Source organism: Photobacterium sp. 2_MG-2023, from assembly GCF_030547675.1.
GTDB classification, from domain to species: Bacteria; Pseudomonadota; Gammaproteobacteria; order Enterobacterales; family Vibrionaceae; genus Photobacterium; species Photobacterium arenosum.
In genome coordinates this window covers 1-22,990 of record NZ_JAUOQQ010000006.1, presented here as the reverse complement: position 1 = coordinate 22,990, position 22,990 = coordinate 1, and the positions used below count along the sequence as shown (strand labels likewise).

The 22,990-nt window shown below is 50.2% G+C and carries 25 protein-coding genes; 6 read left to right on the top strand and 19 right to left on the bottom strand.

All coding sequences use genetic code 11. The features are described from left to right. Positions 1-70 precede the first annotated feature (70 nt). The 3 genes from Q4491_RS06665 to Q4491_RS06655 form a co-directional block, all read right to left on the bottom strand. Positions 71-1,855, bottom strand: a complete 1,785-nt coding sequence (locus tag Q4491_RS06665; RefSeq protein WP_303455878.1) for an ABC transporter transmembrane domain-containing protein — start codon at positions 1,853-1,855, stop codon at positions 71-73. Continuing rightward, positions 1,852-3,597, bottom strand: a complete 1,746-nt coding sequence (locus tag Q4491_RS06660) for an ABC transporter transmembrane domain-containing protein (protein ID WP_303455876.1) — start codon at positions 3,595-3,597, stop codon at positions 1,852-1,854. Before Q4491_RS06660 ends, Q4491_RS06665 begins: the two co-directional genes overlap by 4 nt. A gap of 259 nt (positions 3,598-3,856) precedes the next feature. Further along, entirely contained in the window at positions 3,857-4,333 is a 477-nt protein-coding gene (locus Q4491_RS06655) for an Lrp/AsnC family transcriptional regulator (RefSeq protein WP_303455874.1), read from the bottom strand. A gap of 135 nt (positions 4,334-4,468) precedes the next feature. On the opposite strand from Q4491_RS06655, the gene Q4491_RS06650 reads away from it, so the two are divergent. Continuing rightward, a complete protein-coding gene (locus Q4491_RS06650; protein WP_303455872.1) occupies positions 4,469-5,536 on the top strand; it encodes a PLP-dependent cysteine synthase family protein in 1,068 nt (355 codons plus the stop codon). A 105-nt stretch (positions 5,537-5,641) separates the two neighbouring features. After that, entirely contained in the window at positions 5,642-6,340 is a 699-nt protein-coding gene (gene queC, locus Q4491_RS06645; protein WP_303455868.1) for a 7-cyano-7-deazaguanine synthase QueC, read from the top strand. Between the two features lie 168 nt (positions 6,341-6,508). Here queC and Q4491_RS06640 read toward each other — a convergent pair whose 3' ends face one another. Continuing rightward, positions 6,509-7,270 carry an isocitrate lyase/phosphoenolpyruvate mutase family protein gene (locus Q4491_RS06640; protein ID WP_303455866.1) on the bottom strand — a complete coding sequence of 254 codons (762 nt, stop codon included), beginning with the start codon at positions 7,268-7,270 and terminating at the stop codon, positions 6,509-6,511. Positions 7,271-7,429: 159 nt separating this feature from the next. On the opposite strand from Q4491_RS06640, the gene Q4491_RS06635 reads away from it, so the two are divergent. Beyond that, positions 7,430-8,326 (top strand): LysR substrate-binding domain-containing protein, encoded by an 897-nt coding sequence (locus Q4491_RS06635; protein ID WP_303455864.1) that lies wholly within the window; start codon positions 7,430-7,432, stop codon positions 8,324-8,326. A gap of 66 nt (positions 8,327-8,392) precedes the next feature. Here the strand turns inward: Q4491_RS06635 and Q4491_RS06630 are convergent, their stop codons facing one another. The 6 genes from Q4491_RS06630 to Q4491_RS06605 all read right to left on the bottom strand — a co-directional run bounded on the left by Q4491_RS06630 (position 8,393) and on the right by Q4491_RS06605 (position 13,849). Next, on the bottom strand, positions 8,393-8,950 hold the full coding sequence (locus Q4491_RS06630) for a GNAT family N-acetyltransferase (RefSeq protein ID WP_368393435.1): 558 nt from the start codon (positions 8,948-8,950) through the stop codon (positions 8,393-8,395). Positions 8,951-9,199: 249 nt separating this feature from the next. Next, a complete protein-coding gene (locus Q4491_RS06625) occupies positions 9,200-10,345 on the bottom strand; it encodes a cysteine desulfurase family protein (RefSeq protein ID WP_303455862.1) in 1,146 nt (381 codons plus the stop codon). 21 nt (positions 10,346-10,366) lie between these two features. Then, a complete protein-coding gene (locus Q4491_RS06620; RefSeq protein ID WP_303455860.1) occupies positions 10,367-11,137 on the bottom strand; it encodes a sulfite exporter TauE/SafE family protein in 771 nt (256 codons plus the stop codon). Beyond that, a complete protein-coding gene (gene selD / locus Q4491_RS06615) occupies positions 11,134-12,183 on the bottom strand; it encodes a selenide, water dikinase SelD (RefSeq protein WP_303455858.1) in 1,050 nt (349 codons plus the stop codon). Before selD ends, Q4491_RS06620 begins: the two co-directional genes overlap by 4 nt. 369 nt (positions 12,184-12,552) lie before the next feature. Continuing rightward, positions 12,553-12,915, bottom strand: a complete 363-nt coding sequence (locus Q4491_RS06610; RefSeq protein ID WP_303455856.1) for a GFA family protein — start codon at positions 12,913-12,915, stop codon at positions 12,553-12,555. Positions 12,916-12,955: 40 nt separating this feature from the next. After that, positions 12,956-13,849: a LysR family transcriptional regulator gene (locus Q4491_RS06605; protein ID WP_303455854.1), complete on the bottom strand. Its 894-nt coding sequence runs from the start codon at positions 13,847-13,849 to the stop codon at positions 12,956-12,958. A gap of 128 nt (positions 13,850-13,977) precedes the next feature. Here Q4491_RS06605 and Q4491_RS06600 point away from each other — a divergent pair, with 128 nt between their 5' ends. After that, entirely contained in the window at positions 13,978-14,706 is a 729-nt protein-coding gene (locus Q4491_RS06600) for an SDR family NAD(P)-dependent oxidoreductase (protein WP_303455852.1), read from the top strand. Between the two features lie 176 nt (positions 14,707-14,882). Then, positions 14,883-15,215 (top strand): PBPRA1643 family SWIM/SEC-C metal-binding motif protein, encoded by a 333-nt coding sequence (locus tag Q4491_RS06595; protein WP_303455850.1) that lies wholly within the window; start codon positions 14,883-14,885, stop codon positions 15,213-15,215. Positions 15,216-15,357: 142 nt separating this feature from the next. On the opposite strand, the gene Q4491_RS06590 is transcribed toward Q4491_RS06595, so the two are convergent. After that, on the bottom strand, positions 15,358-16,599 hold the full coding sequence (locus tag Q4491_RS06590; protein ID WP_303455848.1) for a winged helix-turn-helix domain-containing protein: 1,242 nt from the start codon (positions 16,597-16,599) through the stop codon (positions 15,358-15,360). Between the two features lie 199 nt (positions 16,600-16,798). Continuing rightward, positions 16,799-17,839, bottom strand: a complete 1,041-nt coding sequence (locus tag Q4491_RS06585; protein WP_192014746.1) for an alkene reductase — start codon at positions 17,837-17,839, stop codon at positions 16,799-16,801. Between the two features lie 133 nt (positions 17,840-17,972). On the opposite strand from Q4491_RS06585, the gene Q4491_RS06580 reads away from it, so the two are divergent. Then, positions 17,973-18,554, top strand: a complete 582-nt coding sequence (locus Q4491_RS06580; RefSeq protein WP_192015046.1) for a TetR/AcrR family transcriptional regulator — start codon at positions 17,973-17,975, stop codon at positions 18,552-18,554. 79 nt (positions 18,555-18,633) lie between these two features. Here Q4491_RS06580 and Q4491_RS06575 read toward each other — a convergent pair whose 3' ends face one another. The 7 genes from Q4491_RS06575 to Q4491_RS06545 form a co-directional block, all read right to left on the bottom strand. Continuing rightward, on the bottom strand, positions 18,634-18,984 hold the full coding sequence (locus Q4491_RS06575; protein WP_027253994.1) for a putative quinol monooxygenase: 351 nt from the start codon (positions 18,982-18,984) through the stop codon (positions 18,634-18,636). A 202-nt stretch (positions 18,985-19,186) separates the two neighbouring features. Next, complete coding sequence (locus tag Q4491_RS06570) at positions 19,187-19,651, bottom strand: DUF1456 family protein (RefSeq protein WP_303455840.1); 465 nt, start codon at positions 19,649-19,651, stop codon at positions 19,187-19,189. 111 nt (positions 19,652-19,762) lie between these two features. Continuing rightward, entirely contained in the window at positions 19,763-20,389 is a 627-nt protein-coding gene (locus Q4491_RS06565; protein WP_303455838.1) for a LysE family translocator, read from the bottom strand. An 86-nt stretch (positions 20,390-20,475) separates the two neighbouring features. Continuing rightward, a complete protein-coding gene (locus tag Q4491_RS06560) occupies positions 20,476-20,874 on the bottom strand; it encodes a DUF6678 family protein (protein ID WP_303455836.1) in 399 nt (132 codons plus the stop codon). 59 nt (positions 20,875-20,933) lie between these two features. Beyond that, positions 20,934-21,341 (bottom strand): GFA family protein, encoded by a 408-nt coding sequence (locus Q4491_RS06555; RefSeq protein ID WP_303455834.1) that lies wholly within the window; start codon positions 21,339-21,341, stop codon positions 20,934-20,936. A gap of 106 nt (positions 21,342-21,447) precedes the next feature. Beyond that, positions 21,448-21,960, bottom strand: a complete 513-nt coding sequence (locus Q4491_RS06550; RefSeq protein ID WP_303455832.1) for a DinB family protein — start codon at positions 21,958-21,960, stop codon at positions 21,448-21,450. Between the two features lie 102 nt (positions 21,961-22,062). Then, entirely contained in the window at positions 22,063-22,299 is a 237-nt protein-coding gene (locus tag Q4491_RS06545) for a hypothetical protein (RefSeq protein ID WP_303455830.1), read from the bottom strand. Positions 22,300-22,990: the final 691 nt, after the last annotated feature.

Here is a 22,990-nt window from a genome sequence, read left to right as displayed (position 1 = left end):
TAGCAATATGCCACCATTATCCCGGGAGCCATTTATAGTGAATGACTTGTACATTTTTGTCAGGCTGATGTCAATTTTCTGCTGTCTCGGCAGAAGCTTCTTCCAAATGGTGGAGATGATCACTGACCTGCTGCAACTGGTACATTTGCCAGTACTGTTTGCGCTCAGAAAGCAAGCTGAAATGCGTGCCTCTTTCAATCACTTCCCCATGATGCAATACCACAATCTCATCGGCATCCATGATGGTTGAAAGCCGGTGCGCAATTACCACAATACTCATGTTCTGACGCAGCACCGAGAGCGTATGCTGAATTTTTTGCTCTGTTCCTGAATCTATATTGGCAGTCGCTTCGTCCAGTATCAGCACTTTCGGCTGCTCCACCAGTACACGGGCCAGTGCCAGTAACTGCTTCTGTCCGGCAGACAGGTTCACTTCCCCGCCTCCCAGCACAGTGTCTAAACCAAACTCGTACTGTTTTATCTGTCCGGCCAGGCCGACCGTCTCTAATGCGTGCCAGATCTGATCATCAGTCATCTCCCGCCCCAGGCTGACATTTTCCCTGACGGTATCACTCAGTACGTGCGGATCCTGCTGGACCATGGCGATGCCCTGACGAAGCACAGGTCGGCTCAGGCTTTCCAGCGGACGGCCATCTAACTCGACGCCGCCTTCGGAGCTTGGATAAAAGCCCATCATGAGCGAAGCCAGGGTACTTTTGCCGCTGCCCGTATGCCCGACCAGTGCCAGAAACCCCTGATGCGGTAGTTCGAGATCAATGTTGTCCAGCACTTTCTGCTTGCCGTCATAGCTGAAGCTCAGCTTACGGCATGCCAGATGCCCGCTGGTCAGCGCCCTTTCATCCTCACCGTATGCTTGCTGACGCGAGTCGATCAGCGCAAAGATCCGCTCGCTGGCCACCAGTGCCTGCTGAAGCAATGATAATTGCTGTGTCATTTCAATCAGCGGTTCGGTGACCCGGCCCAGATAGCTCAGAAACGCATACAGCACCCCGACCCCGATCAGCTCTGTGCCACCAACACCAAACAGCGCCACCAGCGTCAGCAAGGCTATCCCGGACAGCAGATCAATCAGGGGCCGCAATAACACGCTGTTCAGTTTGGTCACCCCGATTTGCGCCTTGAGGTGCTGATCGGTCAGCCCGGCAAAATAGGCACTGAAGGCTTTTTCCTGCCGCATGAGCTGGATCAGACTCATCCCCTGGATGGACTCGCTCATCGAGGAGTTAATGTCCGCCAGCAAATCGCGCATGCGTCGATAGGCACTGGCACTTTTGTGCTGGTACACCACCATCACACCCACCACAATCGGCAACAACGCCATTACCACCAGGGTCAGACGCCAGCTCATGATAAACATCACAGTGAGCATCACCACAATCAAAGTGACGTTCTTTAAAAAGGTCGCAATCACAAAGACATAAAAATCTTTAATCGATTCAGTGTCATTGGTCAGCCGGGAGATCAGCTTGCCGCTGGGCATGTAATCAAAGGCCGACAGAGGCTGGTTCATCACCCGGGTAAACAATTGCTTGCGGACTTTCTGCACCACGCCGATGGCAATCTGATTAAAACGCAGTGACTGGGCGTATTTAAACGCCCCCGCCAGCATCATCAGCGCAATATACGCCGCCACTAACGCCGCGACATCGGCCGCCGGAAACTGATCAACAGCGATATAGTTATCAATAAAGCGCTGCAATAACCAGGGACCGGACACATCCGCCAGTGAGGCCACGAACAATAACGCGATAGCAATGAACAGGTTGCGCTTATCGTCCAGTGCGTACCTGAGCAGCCGTTGTAATACCGCCCGGTTAACTGCCTGTCTTTTCATTGCCCCTCCTCAATGGCTTGTTCCAGTTTCTGGTAGCGGTGCATCTCGGCGTACCAGTCATCATTGATCAGCAAGTCCGCGTGCGTTCCACGCTCGCTCACCTGACCGTGCTGCAGCACGACGATTTCATCGGCCTGCTCCAGCGCGGTCAGGCGATGGGCAATGACAATCACGGTTTGCCGCTGAGGCTGACTGCGCAGATTACGCAGGATCCTGTGTTCTGTTTTGCCGTCGACGGCCGACAGCGCATCATCCAGTACCAGAATTTCAGCATTGAGCAGCAGCGCTCTGGCAATCGCAATGCGCTGTTTCTGGCCGCCGGACAGCGTGATGCCCTTTTCTCCGACCAGAGTGTTATACCCCTCAGGAAACAGCATGATATCTTCATCAATACAAGCTAATCCGGCAGCGTAACGGATGGCATCTATACTGGCATCCGGCCTGCCCAGCGCAATGTTATCGGCAATCGAGCGGGAAAACAGGAAGGGACTCTGGCTAACCACCGCAAAACGGCTGCGCCATTGCTCCAGGAGTGCATCGCGGATACACACGCCGCCATACGCAATGCGCCCATGGCTCAGCTCTTGCTGGCGTAATAGCAGCGCCAGCAAGGTAGATTTACCGCAACCTACCGGCCCGGCCAGCCCCAGCATCTGACCTGCCGACAAGTGGATCGCCAGCTCCTGCAGGGCAGGCTGGCGCTGCTGCGGCCAGGAAAATGCCTCAATCCGGATATCCAGCGCCTGACGGGTGTCCGGCAGTGCTTTGGTGCCGCTGACGATAGTCGGGGCCTGATCCAAAATTTCCTGCAGGCGTTTCCATGCCGCTGAGCCGCGCTCAAGAATATTGAACAGCCAGGCAATGGCCAGCATCGGCCAGATCATCAACCCCTGATACAGAGTAAAAGCGGTCAGATCGCCCAGAGTCAGTTCCCCCTGATGAATTAAATAGGCCCCGCCACCGACACTGAGGAAAAAGGACATCCCGATTGTCAGCTGGATCACAGGGTCAAACTTGGCATCCACTTGCACCACCCCGAAATTCTTTTCACCGGCATGGTCAACGACTTTCTCAAACGCGGCCTGCTGCCTTTGCTCCAGACCAAAAGCACGGATCATCCTGACGCCGTTCAGCGATTCCTGCGTGGTGTCCGTCAGGGCGGAAAAAGCGGCCTGCGATTCGCTGAATCTGTTATGCAGCTGGCTGCCAAAGCGCGAGACCAGCAAGGCCATAACAGGCATAGGCAGAAGCGCTAAAATCGTCAGTTGCCAGCTGAGCTGGGTCGTCATGATCAGCAAAACCGCCAATCCGGTGATCAGCGAATCCGCCGCAGTCAGTACGCCTTCTCCGGCTGTCATCACCAGCGCATTGACATCATTGGTTGAACGGGCCATCAGATCACCGGTTTTGTGGCGCTCAAAAAAATTCGGCGCATGCCGGGTAAAATGGCGATAGAGTTTGTCTCTGAGCACAGTGCCCAGTTTCGCGGCACTGCCGAACAACCACAGGCGCCAGACTATCCGCAACACATACACCAGCACCCACATCGCGGCCAGTCCGCCCAGCCACATCAGCATGGTGTTGATGGTCATTTTGCCTTCAACCACACCGTCGACTATCCAGCCTATGGCCCGGGGTGGAATCAGTTCAAAAAAAGCAATAATGACAAAAATAGCGATCGCGCCGCCATATCGCCGCCACTCTTGCCGAAAGTACCACCTGAGTTGCCAAAAAACCTGCATGTTTCCTCCAGCAAAGCACGGTCTGCTCACGAGAAGTAAGCCGAAGAACAGAAAAATATTATAAAGTCGGGTGGATCGAGAGGATAAAATCACTCGTCACACTGAGGTGACAATCTAGCAACATATTGGCAAAAAGGCAGGCTGGTTATCAACCCAAATGTAAGGAATGGCAGCAAAACAGCAGGTGATGCTGCCTATTTTCACAGCGTTAACGGAATATTTGTTTTTATACAGTACTTTTTCAATACAAATCAGAGATTTATAAAGGAAGCGCTGTGGTGTATTTCAGGGGTTCCATGGCAAACGTTGAGGTCACATTGGTTAATCCGCTGATACTGTTAACCAGTTTTTTATAAAAGCTGTCAAACGCAGACATATCTGCCATCTGAACTTTCATCATGTAGTCGTATTCTCCGGCCATCCGGTAGAACTCCATCACTTCCGGAAACTCACTCACTGTCGCGACAAAACGGTGATACCAGTCCTGAGAATGATCGCTGGTTTTTATCTGGACAAAGGCAATGAATGACAGCCCTAGTTTGACCGGATCCAGCAAGGCCACCCGCCGCTTCAGTATCCCCGCTTCTTCCAGCCGTTTTAAACGTTTCCAGCAAGGAGTAGTAGTCAGATTGACCGCTTCTGCTAAATCATTAAGCGACAGACTGGCATCCATTTGCAGCAAGTCCAGCAGCAATCGGTCCGTGGTATCTATTTCCGTTGCATTCTTTTCTGCCATACTTTTCCCTGAAATGTTTATTTTGAAGAAAAAATTTCTATAATTAATCAAAGCAACAATAATAATAGCAAAGAAATTTCCTCCCGTTAGCGTAAACTTTCATTGAGTTAATCAGCCAATTTTCAAGGATGTTTCATGCGTCACGATCCACTCTGGGTGAACCAGGCCATCAGAAAAATCGAAGCCGACTTTCAGCGCTCAGCCGATACCCATCTCATCAAGCTGGACATTCCGGCCATTGAAGGGATCGACCTGTATCTGAAGGATGAAAGTACTCACCCGACCGGCAGCCTGAAGCACCGTCTGGCCCGTTCTCTGTTCCTCTACAGCCTGTGCAATGGCTGGATTGGCGAGCACACGACTATCATCGAATCCTCGTCTGGCAGCACCGCGGTTTCTGAAGCGTATTTTGCCCGCTTGCTGGGCTTGCCGTTTATTGCCGTGGTCCCCCGCCGGACTGCTCGTAAAAAAATTGAACAAATTGAATTCTACGGCGGCCAGGCACATTTTGTAGACGACCCTTGCCAGATTTATGACGAATCTCGTCGTTTGGCTGAAAAACTGAACGGTCATTACATGGATCAGTTCACCTATGCGGAACGTGCCACCGACTGGCGCGGCAATAACAATATTGCCAAGAGCATTTTTGAACAGATGCAGTTGGAAGCGCACCCGATACCAACCTGGATCGTCATGAGCGCCGGCACAGGCGGCACCTCCGCCACCATAGGCCGCTATATTCGTTATCAGATGCACGACACCCAGCTATGTGTGGTGGATCCTGAGCATTCGGTGTTTCACGATTACTACCTCACCCGGAATCCCACCCTGAAAGGTGAGCGCGGCAGCCGTATTGAAGGAATTGGCCGCCCGCGTGTCGAGCCAAGCTTCATCCCGGACGTGGTCGATGACATGCGCACCATTCCGGATGCAGCCAGTATCGCAACCGTTCACTGGCTGGAAAAGCTGCTGGGCCGAAAAGCCGGGGCTTCTACCGGCACCAACCTGTACGGCGTGCTGCAGCTCGCCAGTGATATGAAAGCACGCGGCGAACAAGGCTCCATCGTGACCTTGCTGTGCGACAGCGGCGAGCGCTACCTGGATACCTATTTCGACACCGATTGGGTGGCCAGTAACATAGGTGATATTCAGCCTTACCTTGAGCAACTGGCGGTCTTCGAACAGACAGGGCAACTCAGTTGATCCTACTCTCCCGGTAAGTGCTTGTAACAAGGCAGGTGGCTTGGCATATCCTGACTCTCAGGGTAGGATGTGCCTTCTTTTTTGAACCAGATTCGGAGCAACACCATGCGCAAAGCCGTTGTCGTTTTCAGTGGCGGACAGGACTCTACCACCTGTTTAATTCAGGCTATGGCCAATTATGATGAAGTCCATTGCATCACTTTTGACTATGGTCAACGCCATAAACTGGAAATCGAAATTGCAGAGGCCATTGGCAAAGACTTAGGTGTTGCCGCGCACAAGGTGATGGATGTCGGCCTGCTCAATGAACTGGCCATCAGCTCACTGACCCGTGACAATATTCCTGTGTCCCATGAGCTGCAAGATAACGGCTTACCCAATTCCTTTGTGCCGGGTCGTAACATACTGTTCCTGACGCTGGCAGGCATTTACGCTTACCAGATAGGCGCAGAAGCCGTTATTACCGGCGTGTGTGAAACCGACTTCTCCGGCTACCCGGATTGCCGTGATGAATTTGTGAAGTCACTGAATCAGTCACTGGTACTGGGCATGGATCGTCCGCTGCGCATTGAAACGCCGCTGATGTGGCTCAACAAAGCCGAAACCTGGGCGCTGGCCGATCAGCACGGTAAGCTGGATTACATCCGCAATCAGACCCTGACCTGTTACAACGGCATTATTGGCGACGGCTGCGGCAACTGCCCGTCTTGCGATCTGCGCCGTGAAGGCATGGAGTCCTACCAGAGCAACAAAGACATAGTGATGAAAGCGCTGACCGACAAGCAGGCTGCAAACCAGGCTTAAATGAAAGCCAGGGTCATCACAGCCAAAGCCGGCCGCATCATGCGGTCGGCAGCCACAAACCTCAATGCTGTTTCACACAGACTCAACCTCCTCACTGGAGAACGCTTTCTCCGCTCCCATTCTGAACTTGAAAAAGAAGAGCAGCGAATCAGCTCATCCGACTGTGCTCTAATCAAACAGCGATTTACACGATCCGGATTGTTTCATCTCAACCAATTGATTGAGATGATGCCAGTGCATCGCATCATGAGCAAAGTTACCTGAACTGATCCGTTTCACTCCCAAGCCAGCCAACACTTCAAAGCAAGGGAGATCAGGCATTGCCATTACATTCACCGGCAGCGAACTTGCTGCAACAACGGCTTTGATATCGTCATCCTGTGTGAGACAGGGCACAAATAAGCCATCAGCACCTGCCATCTGATAGATTTGGGCGCGCTTCACCGTTTCGGCGCAAGCATTATCTAAACCCAGTAAAAATGCATCGCAGCGGACATTGATAAACACCTCAACCTGACGTTGCCGCAATATATTGCGCACTGCCGATAATTTCGCTGCAAATTGATCGACATCCACTAACATTCGGGATTCATCAACACGGCTATCTTCAATATTGATTCCGACCACACCCAACCCGGTCAATTGCTGTATATGATCGGCAATATGCTGCGGCTCACGACTATACCCGGCTTCAATATCCACACTAACGGGAAGCTGGCTGACTGCGGCAATGCGCCGAACCATAAAAACTAACTCAGCAAACGGCATTTGTTCGCCATCCTCATAGCCCAGCAGGCTGGCGATGGCTGCACTGGAAGTCCCTAACGCCTGATAACCGGCCTGCTGGGCGCAACGGGCACTGGCAGCATCCCAAACATTTCCGATGATGAAAGGCGTCGATTGCTGATGTAATTGTTTAAATTCTTGCATGATGTCTGTCTCCTGACTGGAAAACCACTAATAGGCAGGGCTGATCCCTGGAATGCCTATTTTGTTTCCAGGCGAGGTTTAACACCAACGATACGAATCGACTTTAAATATAAGAAAAACTTATAATATTGCCCCCGAATACAGACAGACGCCCCTATTTTGCTGAAAAACATCAATCTACTGGTCACCTTTGAATGCGCTGCCAGACACAACAGCTATAGTCTGGCGGCCGCTGAACTCTGTATTTCCCAGGCCGCCGTCAGCCAACAAATGCGACAGCTGGAACAGAGTTTAGGATGTCGCTTATTTGTCCGGAAAGGCAAAAGAATGCTGCTGAGCCAACAAGGCCAAAGCCTGCTCAAGTGCGCGCAACAAGCTTTGGCCATCATTCATCAGGGGGTGAACCAACTTCATCAGGAAGAGATTGCTGGTGAGCTCACCATCAGCTCAACACAGGCTTTTACCACGCTCTGGTTGATGCCAAGGATGCAACGCTTTTCCGAACTGCATCCGGACATCCAGATTCGTGTGATCTCGTCCGCGGGGTTTGATGATCTCAGACAAGCACATATTGATCTGGCAATTCGTTTCGGTACTGAGGTGGAAAAATACACACAGGACAGCCTGTCCTGTGAGTACTTTGGTCAATCCGCTGTCTATCCGGTTTGTTCTGCGCAACTTGCCCGCGATCTGCCACTCAGTTCCCCCGACGATCTTCTGTCCACCTGGCTAGTCACTCTGGAAAACCCCGGCGCCTACGATTGGCAAAGCTGGTTTGAAAATGCAGGTGTGCAGGCCAGCAACCAACACGCCAAGTGGACTCGGGTCAACAGCACAGATATGGCACTGACTGCGGTGTTAAACGGCCATGGCGTCACGCTGGCTGTGCCCTATTTATATCAGAGCCCGCTTGAAGCCGGGCAACTGGTGATCCCTTTTCAATTGCCTCACCCTAATCCGGTCAGGCGCTATATGGTCTATGACCCGAACTCAGCCAGACTGGCTCGGCTAAAGGTGTTCATGGCGTGGCTGAAAGCTGAAATGGCCGATGCTTGAACCTACCGGACCGACTTGAACAGCCCAACCCAACGGCTCTATCGGGCCCTTCCCTAGTCTCTGAGCTTACTGAGCAGATTCGCTTTCACCGCCGGCCACTCTCCGGCAATGATCGAATACACCACAGTATCCCTGATTGAGCCATCTTTCATGATCTGATGGTTGCGCAAAATCCCGTCCTGTTTCGCGCCAAGGCGTTCGATCGCAGCCCGGGAGATCTGATTTTCTGAACTCGACTGCAATTGCATCGGAATCTTCAAAAAAACGCTTAAGTAGCAAATACTTACACTCGGTATTCACCGGAGTTCTCTTCACCGAATCCGAATACCAGGTGTAACCGATCATCGCTCTGCGGTTCGTTTCATCCACATTGTAATAACGAGTGGTTCCGACAATCTCACCGGAAGACTTCAGTCGCACCGCGTATGCAATATTACCGGCCCGGGCATCAAGCATGGCGCGATTAACATAGTCCGACATTGCTTTCGAGGTTGGAACACTGGCAAACCACAGCTTCCAGGAGTCACCATCTGAAACTGCTTTTTTTAAGGGCCCGATATGCACTTCTTCCAAAGGCTCTAAAATAACCCATTGACCTTCAAGCTTTTCGTTTCTGATCCACATTTATAGCAACCTCCTCCATGGTTCAGCATGACCGATTCAGCGCCTGCAAGCGGCGCATGGCAGAGCATCATAAACCAATATGAAATAAGTTTCATTAATTCTGATGGCGAACGTTTTCTCGTGGTGACTCTGAGATCACCAGAGAACATCAGCACTGGTTTAACGATGACCGCTGTCGTACTGAAACGGTGAAAATAAAAAAGAGCCAGCTAAATAGCGGGCTCTTTACACAAAGACTGTCCCTGAACATCAGGCGACCAGCGCTTTGGGCGCAACACGCCGGAGCGTATCTGCCAGGCTGGCGTAGACGGCTTCTGTCCCGGAGTACCCCAAACTGAAACGCAGGGTATTTTTTGCCACATCATCGCTATACCCCAGCCCGGTTGCCACTTTCGACAAGGCTGATTTCCGGTCTGAGCAGGCCGAGCCGGACGACACCATGATGCGGGCATCATCCAGAACCGTCTGCAAAACTTCCCGGCTGACGCCGCCAATAGCACAGAAAGTCAGTCCCGGTACTCGCGGTGCCGTTTCGCCGATAATGACGGTTCCGGGAAAGTGGTGCTTCAGCGCTTGTTCAAAGCGTCGCTGCACCGCGGTAACTTCCGCCTGATTCACCATCTGTTGTTGTGCAAGCGGCAAAGCAATGGCCATAGAAGCAATGCCCAGATAATTCTGGGTACCTGCCCGCAGGCTGGATTCCTGTCCGCCGCCCAGCAAAAGCGGGCTGAAATGCCAGGAATTTTTCACCAGCAGAAAACCGGTGCCGGGTAAAGCGCCAAACTTATGACCAGAAGCGACGGCATAATCCACTTCGCTTCGCTCGAAATCAAACGACTGCTTGCCAATCAGTTGCGTGGTATCGCACAGATATTCCGCATCATATGCATGGCACAATTCAGCAATCTGCTGATAATCCTGAATCACCCCCGTTTCATTATGCGCAGCCATCACCGCCACCAGAACCGCTTTCCCCTGACAGGCTTTCAGTGCGACCTGTAACCCGGCCAAATCCAGCAGCCCGTTTTGTTCATGCGCAAGGACAATAGAATCAGCACCTTTCGCACGACAGTAACGAATGTTTTCCAGCGTCGCAGAATGTTCATAGGGCGAATGCAGGATCACTGCATCCTGATAACTGTGGTGCTCAAAGAAACTGAAAAACACATTTCTGATCCCTTCGGTTGCACCACCATTGAAGATCAGCTGGTGGCTGTCACAGGACAATACCCCGCACAATGTCCCCCTCGCCATCTCAATCTCCTGAAACAATCTGTTTCCGATGAAATGATTCGAGTTCGGGTTGCCAAAACGTTGTTCTGAAAACTGCTTTTTCAGGTAATCAAAAACCTCGGGCTTAATCCAGTCAGACCCGCTTACATCCGCATTAATCATTTTTCCACCAATCGGTTTGGATCAGCCGATAGCCATCGACATGATTTTGATAGAACTCAGCAGCACGAAAATATTCACGCAACGCGCAAGCATCTTTTCGTTCAACCGAAAATACAGGTAGCTACCGAGCTTTGCGCCGACGAATATGCCCGCCACCAGATAACCACAGAGCGTCCAGTCCAGAGTGTCTGAGGCCGCACGTCCGAAAAACAATGAAAAAGAAGAGATAATCCCGATCACAGGCGCTGTCGCAATAGCCAGTTTGGGCAGGCAGCCGAAGAGAGCAATCATCACCGGCAGATAAATAAAGCCGCCACCCTGGCCGACAATCCCGCAAGTAAACCCCAGCAACAGACCCATGATCGGCAATACCACAGAATCTAACCGGATTTCGCCCAGCCACTTTCGCCAGAGTTCCGGGCCTAAGGTCGTGATCACCACGGAACTGATCGCCAGCACAGAGAACGTGATTAAAATCACCTGGTCGGATAAATGAAACGTGAATAAAGAAACCGCCAGGCTGGCGACGCCCATAGGGACGCCGAAACGGTAAATCAGATTTTTATCCCGTTGCTGATATTTTGAGTGATGAAACAGGGCACTGATTGAACCAAAGAAGCTCTGGGCGACCGTCAATCCGGTAATGGTCACCATCGGCAGTGCTATTCCGTTTAGCCAGGGCATGCAAATAATCAGTAAAGGTGCCAGCAAAATGCCGCCACCGATACCCAGTAAACCCGACAAACTGCCTGTGATGATCCCTAACAGGCCAACGATAATTTCCTGACTCATTTGATGATGATCTGCCCTTGCCCTGCGCTGATTGTCCCGATCACATAATGGTCAGACTGTTCCGCTTCAAACAGCGGCAGAATATGATCCCGATAGGTTTCCTCGTCGACGGTAAACAATAATCCGCCGTTCGTCTGCGGATCGTGCAGAATCAGACGAAGCGCATCGCTGATGTCGGCTTCATATTTCACAAACCGGGCATAACGGCTGATATTGTTGTAAGTACCGCTCGGATTCTTAGTCACCGCCAGACTCAGAGCTTCCACACCTTCAATGACAGGCACCGCATCCCCATCAATGCTGACGTTAAACCCAGTGTTGTCCACCAGCTCACTCAAATGTCCGGCAAGACCAAAACCGGTAATATCTGTCATCGCACTGACACCAGGATGCTGAGCCAAAGTGTAACCAATCCGATTCACGCGACTCATGATTTCGAGCGTTGACTCGGGTAACTCTGCTTCGCTCAATCTCCCCACTTTCAGGGCATTTGAAATAATGCCAATCCCCAGCGGTTTGGTGATAATCACCAGATCATGATTTCGGGGGGTATTATTTTGCCGGATATGCGCATCCTCAACTTCACCAATCACCGCAAAGCCATACAAGGGCTGCGCATTTTTAATGGTATGGCCACCGACCACAGTTGCCCCGCATTCCGCCATCACTTCCTGGACACCCTCAATCATTTTTTCAATGTACGGCATGGGGATATCATCGGGTGGAAAAGCCAGGATGGAATTGACAATTAAAGGACGGCCGCCGGTCGCATAAATATCACTCAGTGCATTGGCTGCAGCTATTTTCCCGAACAGATAGGGAGAACTGACGGTTGAACTAAAAAAGTCAGTCGAAAATAATAGCTTTTTACCACCAAAATTATAAATGGCGCAGTCATCAGAGGTTTCAAAGCCCAATAAAATATCGTTATTTTTAACGGTGTTTTTCTGCTGTGTTGTTTTCAGAATATTCGTCAGCATCTGAGGCGGGATTTTACATCCACAGCCACCAGACTCTGAAAATTCCAATAAATTGCAAACTGACATATCAGACACTCCATGTTTTTATTGTTTCACGTTACAAATTATTTTCAGAATCATGACAGATTTGAGTCAGGCAATTTACACCGGTCTGATGACAGTTTTATTTCAAAAACACGTCACAGAAATGACAACAAATAACAATAAAAACAACAAGTTAAAACAACTCTATCAATAGCGTTCGGTTGAGCCGCACTCCGGCTCACTTTTCAGTACCATCCTTTGACACAACCGGAAAAGAACAAAAGGAAAGTAACAGTAAAGTCACTTTCCTTTTTATTGCGGTCTGTCACATCAGCCAGTCATTACATACTGAAGCCGACGAAACGCCGCTGGCAATTGTTACATTGGCTGGGTTGCTGAGTTATTTCCCACTCACCCGTCAATAAACTGCCAGGTATCCGCTCCATCAAATAAACGGATGCGAACCGACCTGATCTCCCGGGCTGAAAACATGCTGTAATTCACCGCGAGCCGATCACTGCCGGAAGCAGGCGCAGAAGAATAATGTGTCACGCAGCCGCAGCGTTTGCAGCGATGAAAATGAATGCATTTATCACCGTGCTCATAATACTCGGAGCCAAACTCCCCCACCTGAATATCCACCTCTGATTCGGTCAGATACCCCCACAGTGCCCCGTAACGGTGGCAGAGCGAACAATTACAGCGGGTGGCGGTTTCGGTAAGTCGTGCAATGGTTAACCGGACATTGCCGCAATGGCACTGGCCTTGATACATACCTGACTCTCCTTTTCTTGATTGAATGCCGATGATGATTTTACCCCGGCCAATGCGTCAGCAGAAATTGCCAGACCGCCTGCGATGCTTTGGTCCGTTCGCCGACACAGACAAGCTGTATCGGGCTGCGCTCTGGATGGCGCCAATCTGTCAGCACAGGCACTAACAGGTTCTGCTGGCATTCCTGCTGCACAAAAGCAGGGTCAACCATAATAATCCCCAGCCCTTCACACGCCATGTCCACCAAAGCCCGGCTGTTGTCGGTTTTGATTGCCGCGGCCACTTCAACCGTTTCTGTGTCGCCGCTCGCGTCCTGAAAAGGCCAGAAATTAAAGCGACTGGTCGTATTTTCAAACACCAAGCAATCGTGCTGCGCCAGCTCATGCGGCGCTTGAGGGCGGCCCCGCTCAGCAAGGTAACGCGGCGAGGCAAACCATCCCCAGTGCTTGTCCCCGATTTTTCGGGCAATCAGGGAAGAGTCCGGTAGCTGACCGATACGAATGGCAATATCAATTTTCGCATCCAGCAAATCGACCGTCTGATCATCCAGACTCAGATCAATCACAATATCCGGATACGTCTGGCGCAGTTGTTTCAGCACCGGCACCACAAAGCGCTGCCCCATCAAAATACTGGCACTGATTTTCACCCGCCCTTTCGGTGTCTGTTGCGTTTCGTCAATGATGCCATGCAGGTTCGATAATACCGCCCTGAGATCGCCTGTGCCCAGCAACAGGTTGCGGCCAACATCCGTCAGTTGCAGTTGCCTGGTCGAACGGTGCAGCAAAGGCTGACCAATAAACTGTTCGAGCTGGCGAATTTTCTTGCTGACCGAAGATCGCGGTAAATGCAGTTCAGTCGCTGCTGCCTGAAAGCTGCCGCGCTCTGCCACCAGATGAAAGACGTGCAGCAGCGGCAAATTAAGGTATGACATATCCATCCCTGTGTGTTTATTTCTCTTTCGGAACCAGTCTGTAGCCATATTGGTGCCTTATTGGCAACAGATCAAGCTGATACGCTGTCCACACAGTTAGAGACAAGCTCACAGGCAGGAGAAATACCATGAAAGGAAAGACATTTTTAATCACTGGCGGTACAGCCGGTATCGGACGGGCACTGGCGGAACATCTGGTTCAGTCCGGCCATCAGGTCATCATCACTGGCCGTGATCAAGCCAGAGTTGATACGGCAGCACAGGCCATTGGCTGCGCCGGGTATGTGGCAGACAGTGCCAGTTCAGCACACATTAAACAGCTTGCAGCCACGCTGAAACGCGACAATATCCAGCTCGATGGCCTGGTGCTGAACGCCGGTGTTTTCTATCCCGAATCCATGCTGACGACCACAGAAGAAGCCTTTGATCTGACCATGGACATCAACACCAAAGGGCCGTGGCTGACGCTGCAGCAGCTCCATCCGATCCTCAGCAATCCTTCGAGTGTGGTGTTTGTTTCCAGCATTGTCGTCAACAAGGCGTTTGCCAACAGTGCAGTGTATTCTGCCAGTAAAGCCGCATTTGAAGCGATTGCCCGTGTTGCTAATCTCGAATTCGCGCCGCAGGGTATTCGGATTAACTCGGTTCGCCCCGGTGTCACCGCGACAGAGATTCAGTCGAAAGCCGGGATGACCACTGAGCAGCAACAGGCGTTGTTTACCTCACTGGATAGCACGCCATTGGGCCGTGTGCTATCGCCCGGCGATCAAATCGGTGCCATTGAGTTCTTGCTTTCCAATCAATCGCTGGCCATGCGTAATGCCGTGCTGGAAGTCAATGACGGGTACGGACTGTAAATAAGCCGGCCCGCTGGAAAAACAGCCATCCGTTTTGCGTGATCTGTGTACTGCCCTTCAGCCATAGCCTGAAGGGCGTTTTCTTGGTGAGTTTGCTTCATCACTGCTTTATCAATGACCATTTATGCGTATAATCGCCGCTCTGTTACGTCATACCAACGAGTGATGAATCTCCAATGTCAAAATTTTTTTTCAAAGGCCGCAGGGATGTAATGCAAAACCATGCGCAGTCGGGTTATAACGTAAACCGTGGCGTCAAGGCAGGTACTGAAGAAGCGCCCGTTTCTGTCGTGGTGAACACAGAAGCACGTAAAGCGGAGATTGAAGCGCTGGTTGCTGAACACGCGCTCGTGGCCGATATTGTCGTCGATGCCACTCAGGAAGAAAACACGGTTGAGCTGGATACGCTGCTGAACAAGCCCGCCACCATCACCTTTGAAAAGACACCCAACCGCAACGATCCTTGCTCTTGCGGCAGCGGTAAGAAATACAAAAAGTGCTGTGGCTAATTATGCCTGAGTACTTTTGCCTGAGTATCTTTACCTAAGTGCCTTTGCCTGAATCTCTTTCAGCGACCTGCCTATGAACGACATAAAGCCTGATGTTCATACGCAGGCGGCTCCGCTTCTTTTCCAGCCGCCTGTTGCCTTTTCAGCGATCTGTTGCGAATTCCTGCTTGTCTTCCAGCGCCTTCAGTGCACTTTGTAATGGCAGCGCAAGCTGTTTGGGATGAGCCTGAGTCAGAGACACAGTGCTGCACGCCTGAAAATGACAAAACTGCGCAACAGCCGCAGCAAACGCCGCAATCAGCAGTTCCTCATCAAAGCTATGATTTTCAATGTGCAGGGATTTGATTTCCAGATGGCTGATTTTTCGGTGCGCCTTGCAATCCATCCGTCCGATAAATTCACCGCGATACAGTAGCGGCAGACAGAAATAGCCATACTTTCGTTTGGCGGCGGGCACATAGCATTCAATCTGATAGTCATAGTCAAACAGCGATTTGAGCCGATCCCGCTGAATCACGGCATTGTCGAACGGAGACAGGATCAGCATCCGCTGATTCAGCCGGGGAACCGGGCGATCCAGTGCCCCGGCGTCCATCACAAAGACTTCTCCGCTGCTGACTTTCACTTGTTCCAGCTCGCCCATCGCCAGCTTTTCCTGCACTAAATCTTTCACCGCTTTGCGCAGGTCGGTGCTGCGGCGCAGATAAGTCAGCCCCTTCATCGACATCAACCCATGACCACGCAGTTGACGGTCCAGCAAATGCGCTGCGAATTCCGCCATATCCGGCATTTGAGTGTTCACATGCGAAGGCAATACCCGCTCGGTTAAATCATAGGTTTTCTGAAAGCCTTCGCGACTGCTGACCATCAGGTCGCCTTCCATATACAGCTGTTCAAGCGCTTTTTTAGCGGGTTTCCAGTCCCACCAGCCTGCCCGCTTGCTGGAATTGGTGTCCACATCACGCGAACGTATCGGGCCTTCGGCGCGAATGCGTGCCAGCAGTTCTGTCATGAGTTTGCTGTCGCGCTCTTTGTACCAATGCGTCTGGCCGCATTTGATCGCGTGTTTGTAGGGTAAGGAGAAACGAAAATCTTCGATGGGGATAAATGCCGCCGCATGGGTCCAGTACTCAAAAATGTCGCCATCGAGCAACAGCTGATGAGTCATGTCCGGCCTGAAATTCGGTACCCGGGCGTGAAAAACATGATGGTGCGCGCGCTCCACCACAGAGATGGTGTCTATCTGCACATAACCTAAGTGGTTAATCGCTTTGCGTGCTCCGGCCAGGCCGCGTCCATAAGGCTGAGCCTGGAGTAACCCCTGTGCAGCCAACGCCAGACGCCGTAAACGCGCCAGATCCTGCGGCCGTTTTATTTCTATCACTGTCATCCTTCCCTAGCGTGTAATTTCACTGCCCTATCGTATCAGGATCAGCACCTGATATTGAGAGCGATGAAGCGTAATCGGCAATGATGGCTTTGATCTGATTCTGCGTCCCACTCCGGTTACAACCTTCGGCCCTTCACATAAATACGGAAGGCAGAGCCTTCCGTTCGATTTATGTAACAAGGTAAAACTTTGCTTATACCAGCTCGGCCAGCATGGTATCTGAGTATTCGGTCAGTGCTTCACCAGCCCGGACTTTGGCAACATAATCCGGATTGGCAATCAAAGGACGACCAATCGCCAGCAAATCGAACTTGCCGCTGGCAATCGCCTGACTGCCGCTTTCCGGCGTAAAACCGCCCACGCCGACCAGCGTCTTGCTGTAACGCGAGCGCATATACTCAGAAGCCGTGCCGCCCAGATAATCAAATTCCATCTGGTCGTCAAACACGCCCACATGCAGGAAGGCCAGGTTACGGGTTTCCAACTCACCCAGCAGGTAGTCAAATACTTCGCGATCGCGGGCATCGGCATCAATATTGAAGTAAGCCCCCGGCGACAGGCGCAGCGCAGTGCGGTCTTCACCAATGGCTTTCACGACAGCATCGACCACAGCCAACGGGAAACGCGCCATGTTTTCTGGGTTTCCGCCGAATTCATCTTCACGTACGTTGCTGCTGTAATGCAGGAACTGATCGATCAGATAACCGTTCGCGCCATGGATCTCGACCCCATCAAAACCCGCTTCCAGTGCATTGATGGCGGCCTGAGCGTAATCGGCAATCAGCTCTTCGATCTCTTCCTTGCTCGCCGGTTTCGGTTCGAGATACGTCAGCTCACGCATCCGCGGCACTGTGCCTTCCACACCCAGCGCGGAAGGAGCCAGCACAAAATCGCCGCCAAAGAAATGGGGATGTGCCACACGGCCGGTGTGCCATAACTGAGCAAAAATTTTACCGCCGTTGTCATGCACTTTATCGGTAACGTTACGCCAGCCTGCAATTTGTGCCGGTGTGTACAGCCCTGGTGTGTTCGGATAGCCCTGCCCGTCCGGACGGATGATGGTGGCTTCACTGATGATCAGACCAATCTCCGCACGACGGGCGTAGTAATCGGCCATCGCCTGAGTCGGCACCAGCTCATCATCCGCCATACAGCGGGTTAGCGGCGCCATCAGAATACGGTTTTTCAATGTGATTGAGCTATTCAGTGCGAGAGGTTGAAACAAATTTTCCATTAGGGACACCCTGTGATCATTTCTTGAACGCCCATTCAAATTAGTCGATCTTGAATGCGCGTTCAAGTATTTTTTGAATGCACATTCAAGATCGGATAAAATCCCTGCAAGCCACATGGATAAGAGAAAATTAATGCGCAGCGCCGAATTTGACCGCGAAACGGTATTACATTCCGCTATGGATGCCTTTATCGCCAAGGGTTACAGCAAAACCAGCATGCAGGATCTCAAACAGGCCACAGGGCTGCATCCGGGGTCCATCTATTGTGCGTTTACCAATAAACGCGGCTTGCTGGTGGCAGCTCTGGAGCACTATCAGGCTGAACGGGACAAAGTTTTTGTGCAGTTATTTGACAGCCAACCCACAATCATGGCTGGTATTGCGGCCTATCTGGAGCAAATGGTGATCGAATGCGAGCAGGAAGAGATTAAAGATTGTCTGTTGCAAAAAGCCCTGAGTGAACTGGCGCGGGACGATAAAGAGATTGAGCGCCTGATCAGCCATAAACTGAAAGACTGGGAGCAGCTGTTTGTCTGTAAATTTGAACTTGCCCAACGGAACGGCGAATTGTCAAATCAGCGCAATGCAAAAACACTTGCCCGTTACCTGGTCATGGGAATTTACGGCATCCGCGCCTATTCCCACACCTGCCCCGCACCTGGTGTGTTGCGCGAGCTGAGTGAAGAGTTGTTGAGAAATATTCAGGGGAGATGATGCTTCGGGAAACAAAGCGGCCCAAGTCTCTGAGCCGCTTGCGATAAACAGAAGGCAAGATGAACACTACAAGCGGAGGTTAGTCGTAAACAGGTGCGTCAAAGTTGTACCCTTCATCGGAATAGGCGGTCACAATCGCATCGTCAACCAGGCCTGATTCCGCTTTAACCTGAGTTTCGAAAAAGTGTTGAATTTGTTGCCGGCGACCATGCGCAGACCAGTCTTCTGCACTTGCCCAGATTTCGTTAAACACGATGGGATAGTCGTTTCTTGTCGCACTCGGGTGGTCGATCTGGCGGGTCAGTGTGTACTGAACGCAGCCTTGCTCGCGAAGCGAATCCGGCTCCAGTGCTTTCAGTACGTCAAACAGTTCGGCTTCTTTGCCTGCTTTGGGTTTAAATTGTGCCAACACATAAACGCGACTTGTCATTCGATTTCCTTTCTATTTCTGAACGTTAAGATGATGTCGTTTGCAAACGATAGCATAGAAGTGAGAAAGTTGAAGGCCGCCAGGTGCAATGTGGTGAAATGACGTCAATCGCGAATAAAGCTGAGGCATACGCCTTCACTTCATTGATTAACGCCATCTTCAGTCTGTCCTGAACAGAACAGAGTAAGCTATTGATTTATCATTACGCGCCGGATTCTGACTGGCGCTGAACAGCGGATAAAAATTGACGAAGGACTTCGTCTTTACATTCCCGGAAGTGCTTGTTGTCTGGCTTGCGGAAAAAGGCGCTCAGTTCATGCTTGCTTAAGCTCACACCGACAGTCTGCAGCATCTCAAGAATATCTTCCGCTTTTAAATTCAACGCAATACGTAATTTCTGGAACACCATATTGTTGTTCAGATGATCTTCCGGTTTGGGTTGCTCGCCATCACGCTTACCACGTTTGAAATTAATCAGCCCATTCAGAAACACGGCTAACTCAGTGTCAGTCAGCTTGATAAAGGTCTCGGCAGCGTCTTTTTCTAACCAACCCGCAACCTGTTCTTCGGTTGCGCTGAAATCCGCCATCGCGAAGATTTCAATCATAGTATTGTTTTTAAAATCAAAGGTATCACGTACACGACGCAAGATATCATTATTGGTCAAAATAGATCCTAGTCTTAGGTATGCCATGGCAATCAACACGATTGCTGGAGAGCGGTGATCTTACCAGACTTGCGAGCCAAGCCCTATCAATTGCTCATGTCACAGTAAAGCTTATTTTCCACTCGCACTGAGCAGCAACTTCAAACTGGCGGCTCCGAAAAACAGTGCAAACAGACTTTCAAATCCCCTTTTGGACCTGAGGTAAAGCTGCCGAATCCCTGTGCGGGAAAAAAGCGCTCCGTAGCCCAGAAAAACGGATGCACTGACCAATCCAACCACAAGAAAGACAGAGATCAGATCTGTCGGTCTGGCCCCAGCCGGAACCCCCATGGAATACAGAGCGCCAAAAAACAACACAGCTTTTGGATTGGTCAGGTGAATCAGCAAACCTTTGAAGTAATTGCCCTTAACTGTGGATATTTGATTGTCTGGCAGTGTGGACGAAGCCGATTGAAAAGCAGACCGCAACGACTTCCATGCTAAATACAGCAAATACAACGCCCCGCAGTACCTCATCGTTTCAAAAAACCACACATTCGTATGCATTAAGGCTGCCAGACCAAACGCAGCAAAAGCAGACCACAACAATGAACCGGTAAGCACGCCAGCAGCCAGTGATAAACCCAAATAGCGCCCATGCTTCATGGAAGCACCGGCTATCGCCAGCGTCGCAGGTCCGGGACTGGCAATCGCTGCGAAAGCAGACACAATAATGAGCAGATAATTAATCTCTTCCATTGTTTTCTGACTCCCTGTTTGGGCTGATGAAGACTGATTTTATTGTTTATCCCTCATTGAGATATTTGACCAACAACATGTGCTAATTACGCCTTGTACCCGTAGATTGTGACACCTTCGGAATCGATATCAATTTCAAAGCTCCCTATCGTACAGAGCTGTTCGATAATGATAGAAAGATCTTGCGTTTTATACTGTGTCGGTGCATTTTCATAAGGCTTGTATCCAACGCGATTTGGCAGTTTAAGCCACTCAATTCGCTTGAATTCAAACGGCCCATTCAAAGCCCCACAATCACCAACATAGTTTTCACCAAGTTGTTCGTAATCAGGAACAAAACCATGTTTTGGTTCGTCTTCCCCAACGAGTTTCCAAATACAATTTTCCAGCACTAAATGAGAGTCATTTATGACGCGAAATAGTTTCCTCCATTTCGCATTGGACATACACGAATACGAAAATTTAGCGCTCTCTCTATCCAACACAATGCTCTCCAGATATTCATTTAGCCCGCAAGAAAATAACCTGCATCAGACAACCACACCTAACCTTCACGCCCTTCGGAAAACGTCTGTAAATTGGAATGTAATTGACACCAGTTTGGCTTATATGCGGTGTAAATTTGAGCATCGACTTTAACGGGGATATCGTCGTCAAACGTCGAGATAGCGAGCTCAATGTCATTCGGCGTCGCATTTTTTATGCGAAAGCCCAAACTGGAGCCGCAATGGGAACAAAAGGTTCGAATCGTGCCATTGGGTGCAACGAACTCTTTCAGCAAGTGCTCTCCTGAAAGCCAGTTTAAGCCCTGCACCCCAACCAGAGTTCCAAAAGCAGCACCATGAAATTTACGACACATTGTGCAATAACAGTTCGCAGCCTTTTCACTGAAACCGCTAACAGAAAACTGAACGCTCCGGCACAAACAAGACCCTTTGTATGTGTTGCTCATCTTACGTTTCTCTCCATGTTGTATAACGAGTGGTATCGCCCTCTCTTCAAACTTGACTGCACTGGAAATGTCATGCGTTAACAGCCCCTTTTGTCTTCGATAAATCTCATATGTATTCGGTGCCAGCACGCGCTCTTCTTGTGGGCTCTGTTTCATGCAGATAACGCGTAAATGTATCTTTTGGACGCTCAAGACCATTTTCAGCTAACACTCTTGAAGCCATGCCTCGGTGGTTACTGCCATGGGTCAGTAAATGCAGCAAGATTTCTTCAACGGTGAGCTGTCCGAAGGCACCATCTATAAACTTAAACGAAACAATGCGCTTGAGTTCTTCCGGCGTGGCTGACTGCGTATAATTTACAAGCCATGAGTCATGCTCATTCATTGTCTGACGCAGTTCGGATAAGGAAGGAGTTTCTACTGTATTATCGCCACTGTATTTTTCAGATTCACCGATGATTCGACTGATGAACAGACTATCGACAACTGTTGTATGATTTAGAATCCGAACGAAAAATGTGGCATCAATTTCCGGTAATTTTGAAAACTGCTGTTCCCCTAATTGAAGCAGCTCCGCATTGGCCCATTGTTTATATTGAAACGCTTTAGAAAACTGCATTTTTTCTCCGAAATATCTCAGATCATGGCATTGTTACTGACAAAGACAGCGCAAACCCGTGATTACATCTAAATCGCTTACTCTGTATTATTGCTGCCCTGATTACACACTTTCTTTAGCACATAAAATGGCAGCCGCAATAGCAGCTTTGGCTTGGGGGCTGTTTTTCCAGCAGGTGGTTCGTAACATGGAAGCCACCATTTCAGCGATATCATCGACCTGATAAGTCGCCAAATCAGACAATGTGTTGATACCAATTTCCTCAAACCTTTTGATGACAGTCGGGCCGACGCCTTTCACAGCCAAGAGCACTTCTCTTTCACGATCAGAAAATGCCATAAGATCTCCTTATTAACACAAAACGAATGACATGGAATTCACTTCATCAGGCTTTTCCACACTGGGCATGTCTGATTCCAGACTAAACGGAGGCCAACCTATCCACATCTATCCATGTCATTTATTTAGCCAAATATAGTTTCGTACCCACGGTGAGGTTCACCAAGGCAAGGTGTTGTTCTACAAAACAATAACATGGTCAAGAGTCCTGAATACGTTTGCTACGATCCTACCCGCGATTATCGGAATGGAAGCCTGTGGTGATTCTCATTATTGGGCCAAAGAGCTGGATTAGCTCAACCTTACACCAAATAGTTGGCGTCGTTACTGAAAAGGACGAGGGTAGAATCCAGTAATTGATATCATAGTCGTTTATTATGCAGACAATTTGCACGATGCTTCATCTAACCAGTCACGAACGATTTGCTGAATATTCGATTTAAGCCATATAGGACCATAATCAGTCATGTCATTATGTCGAGCATTAGGAATCTTTATAATGCAACTACCGTATTGCACTTGTTCAGCATTGGTAAGCAAAACACCATCATCAGCTTCAAAGTCGCTAGATCGGACGGACAACACTTTGATGTCTTTGGTTCTAGGAAGAGGAATGATCTGATCCACTAACTCTGGACACTTAGCTAAGCACTGTTCTTCAATTCAAAATTCTCAGGGCTGAGATAGCCAA

Excerpts from the sequence above, each read along its gene's own strand:
- Q4491_RS06575 (WP_027253994.1), bottom strand. The coding sequence starts at position 18,984 with ATGACAAGTCGCGTTTATGTGTTGGCACAATTTAAACCCAAAGCAGGC.
- Q4491_RS06620 (WP_303455860.1), bottom strand. The coding sequence starts at position 11,137 with ATGAGTCAGGAAATTATCGTTGGCCTGTTAGGGATCATCACAGGCAGT.
- Q4491_RS06605 (WP_303455854.1), bottom strand. The coding sequence starts at position 13,849 with ATGTCATACCTTAATTTGCCGCTGCTGCACGTCTTTCATCTGGTGGCA.
- Q4491_RS06660 (WP_303455876.1), bottom strand. The coding sequence starts at position 3,597 with ATGCAGGTTTTTTGGCAACTCAGGTGGTACTTTCGGCAAGAGTGGCGG.
- Q4491_RS06585 (WP_192014746.1), bottom strand. The coding sequence starts at position 17,839 with ATGGAAAATTTGTTTCAACCTCTCGCACTGAATAGCTCAATCACATTG.
- Q4491_RS06555 (WP_303455834.1), bottom strand. The coding sequence starts at position 21,341 with ATGAGCAACACATACAAAGGGTCTTGTTTGTGCCGGAGCGTTCAGTTT.
- Q4491_RS06595 (WP_303455850.1), top strand. The coding sequence starts at position 14,883 with ATGTCAAAATTTTTTTTCAAAGGCCGCAGGGATGTAATGCAAAACCAT.
- Q4491_RS06625 (WP_303455862.1), bottom strand. The coding sequence starts at position 10,345 with ATGATTAATGCGGATGTAAGCGGGTCTGACTGGATTAAGCCCGAGGTT.
- queC (WP_303455868.1), top strand. The coding sequence starts at position 5,642 with ATGCGCAAAGCCGTTGTCGTTTTCAGTGGCGGACAGGACTCTACCACC.
- Q4491_RS06550 (WP_303455832.1), bottom strand. The coding sequence starts at position 21,960 with ATGCAGTTTTCTAAAGCGTTTCAATATAAACAATGGGCCAATGCGGAG.
- Q4491_RS06565 (WP_303455838.1), bottom strand. The coding sequence starts at position 20,389 with ATGGAAGAGATTAATTATCTGCTCATTATTGTGTCTGCTTTCGCAGCG.
- Q4491_RS06650 (WP_303455872.1), top strand. The coding sequence starts at position 4,469 with ATGCGTCACGATCCACTCTGGGTGAACCAGGCCATCAGAAAAATCGAA.
- selD (WP_303455858.1), bottom strand. The coding sequence starts at position 12,183 with ATGTCAGTTTGCAATTTATTGGAATTTTCAGAGTCTGGTGGCTGTGGA.
- Q4491_RS06600 (WP_303455852.1), top strand. The coding sequence starts at position 13,978 with ATGAAAGGAAAGACATTTTTAATCACTGGCGGTACAGCCGGTATCGGA.
- Q4491_RS06545 (WP_303455830.1), bottom strand. The coding sequence starts at position 22,299 with ATGGCATTTTCTGATCGTGAAAGAGAAGTGCTCTTGGCTGTGAAAGGC.
- Q4491_RS06610 (WP_303455856.1), bottom strand. The coding sequence starts at position 12,915 with ATGTATCAAGGCCAGTGCCATTGCGGCAATGTCCGGTTAACCATTGCA.
- Q4491_RS06655 (WP_303455874.1), bottom strand. The coding sequence starts at position 4,333 with ATGGCAGAAAAGAATGCAACGGAAATAGATACCACGGACCGATTGCTG.
- Q4491_RS06630 (WP_368393435.1), bottom strand. The coding sequence starts at position 8,950 with ATGTGGATCAGAAACGAAAAGCTTGAAGGTCAATGGGTTATTTTAGAG.
- Q4491_RS06580 (WP_192015046.1), top strand. The coding sequence starts at position 17,973 with ATGCGCAGCGCCGAATTTGACCGCGAAACGGTATTACATTCCGCTATG.
- Q4491_RS06665 (WP_303455878.1), bottom strand. The coding sequence starts at position 1,855 with ATGAAAAGACAGGCAGTTAACCGGGCGGTATTACAACGGCTGCTCAGG.
- Q4491_RS06640 (WP_303455866.1), bottom strand. The coding sequence starts at position 7,270 with ATGCAAGAATTTAAACAATTACATCAGCAATCGACGCCTTTCATCATC.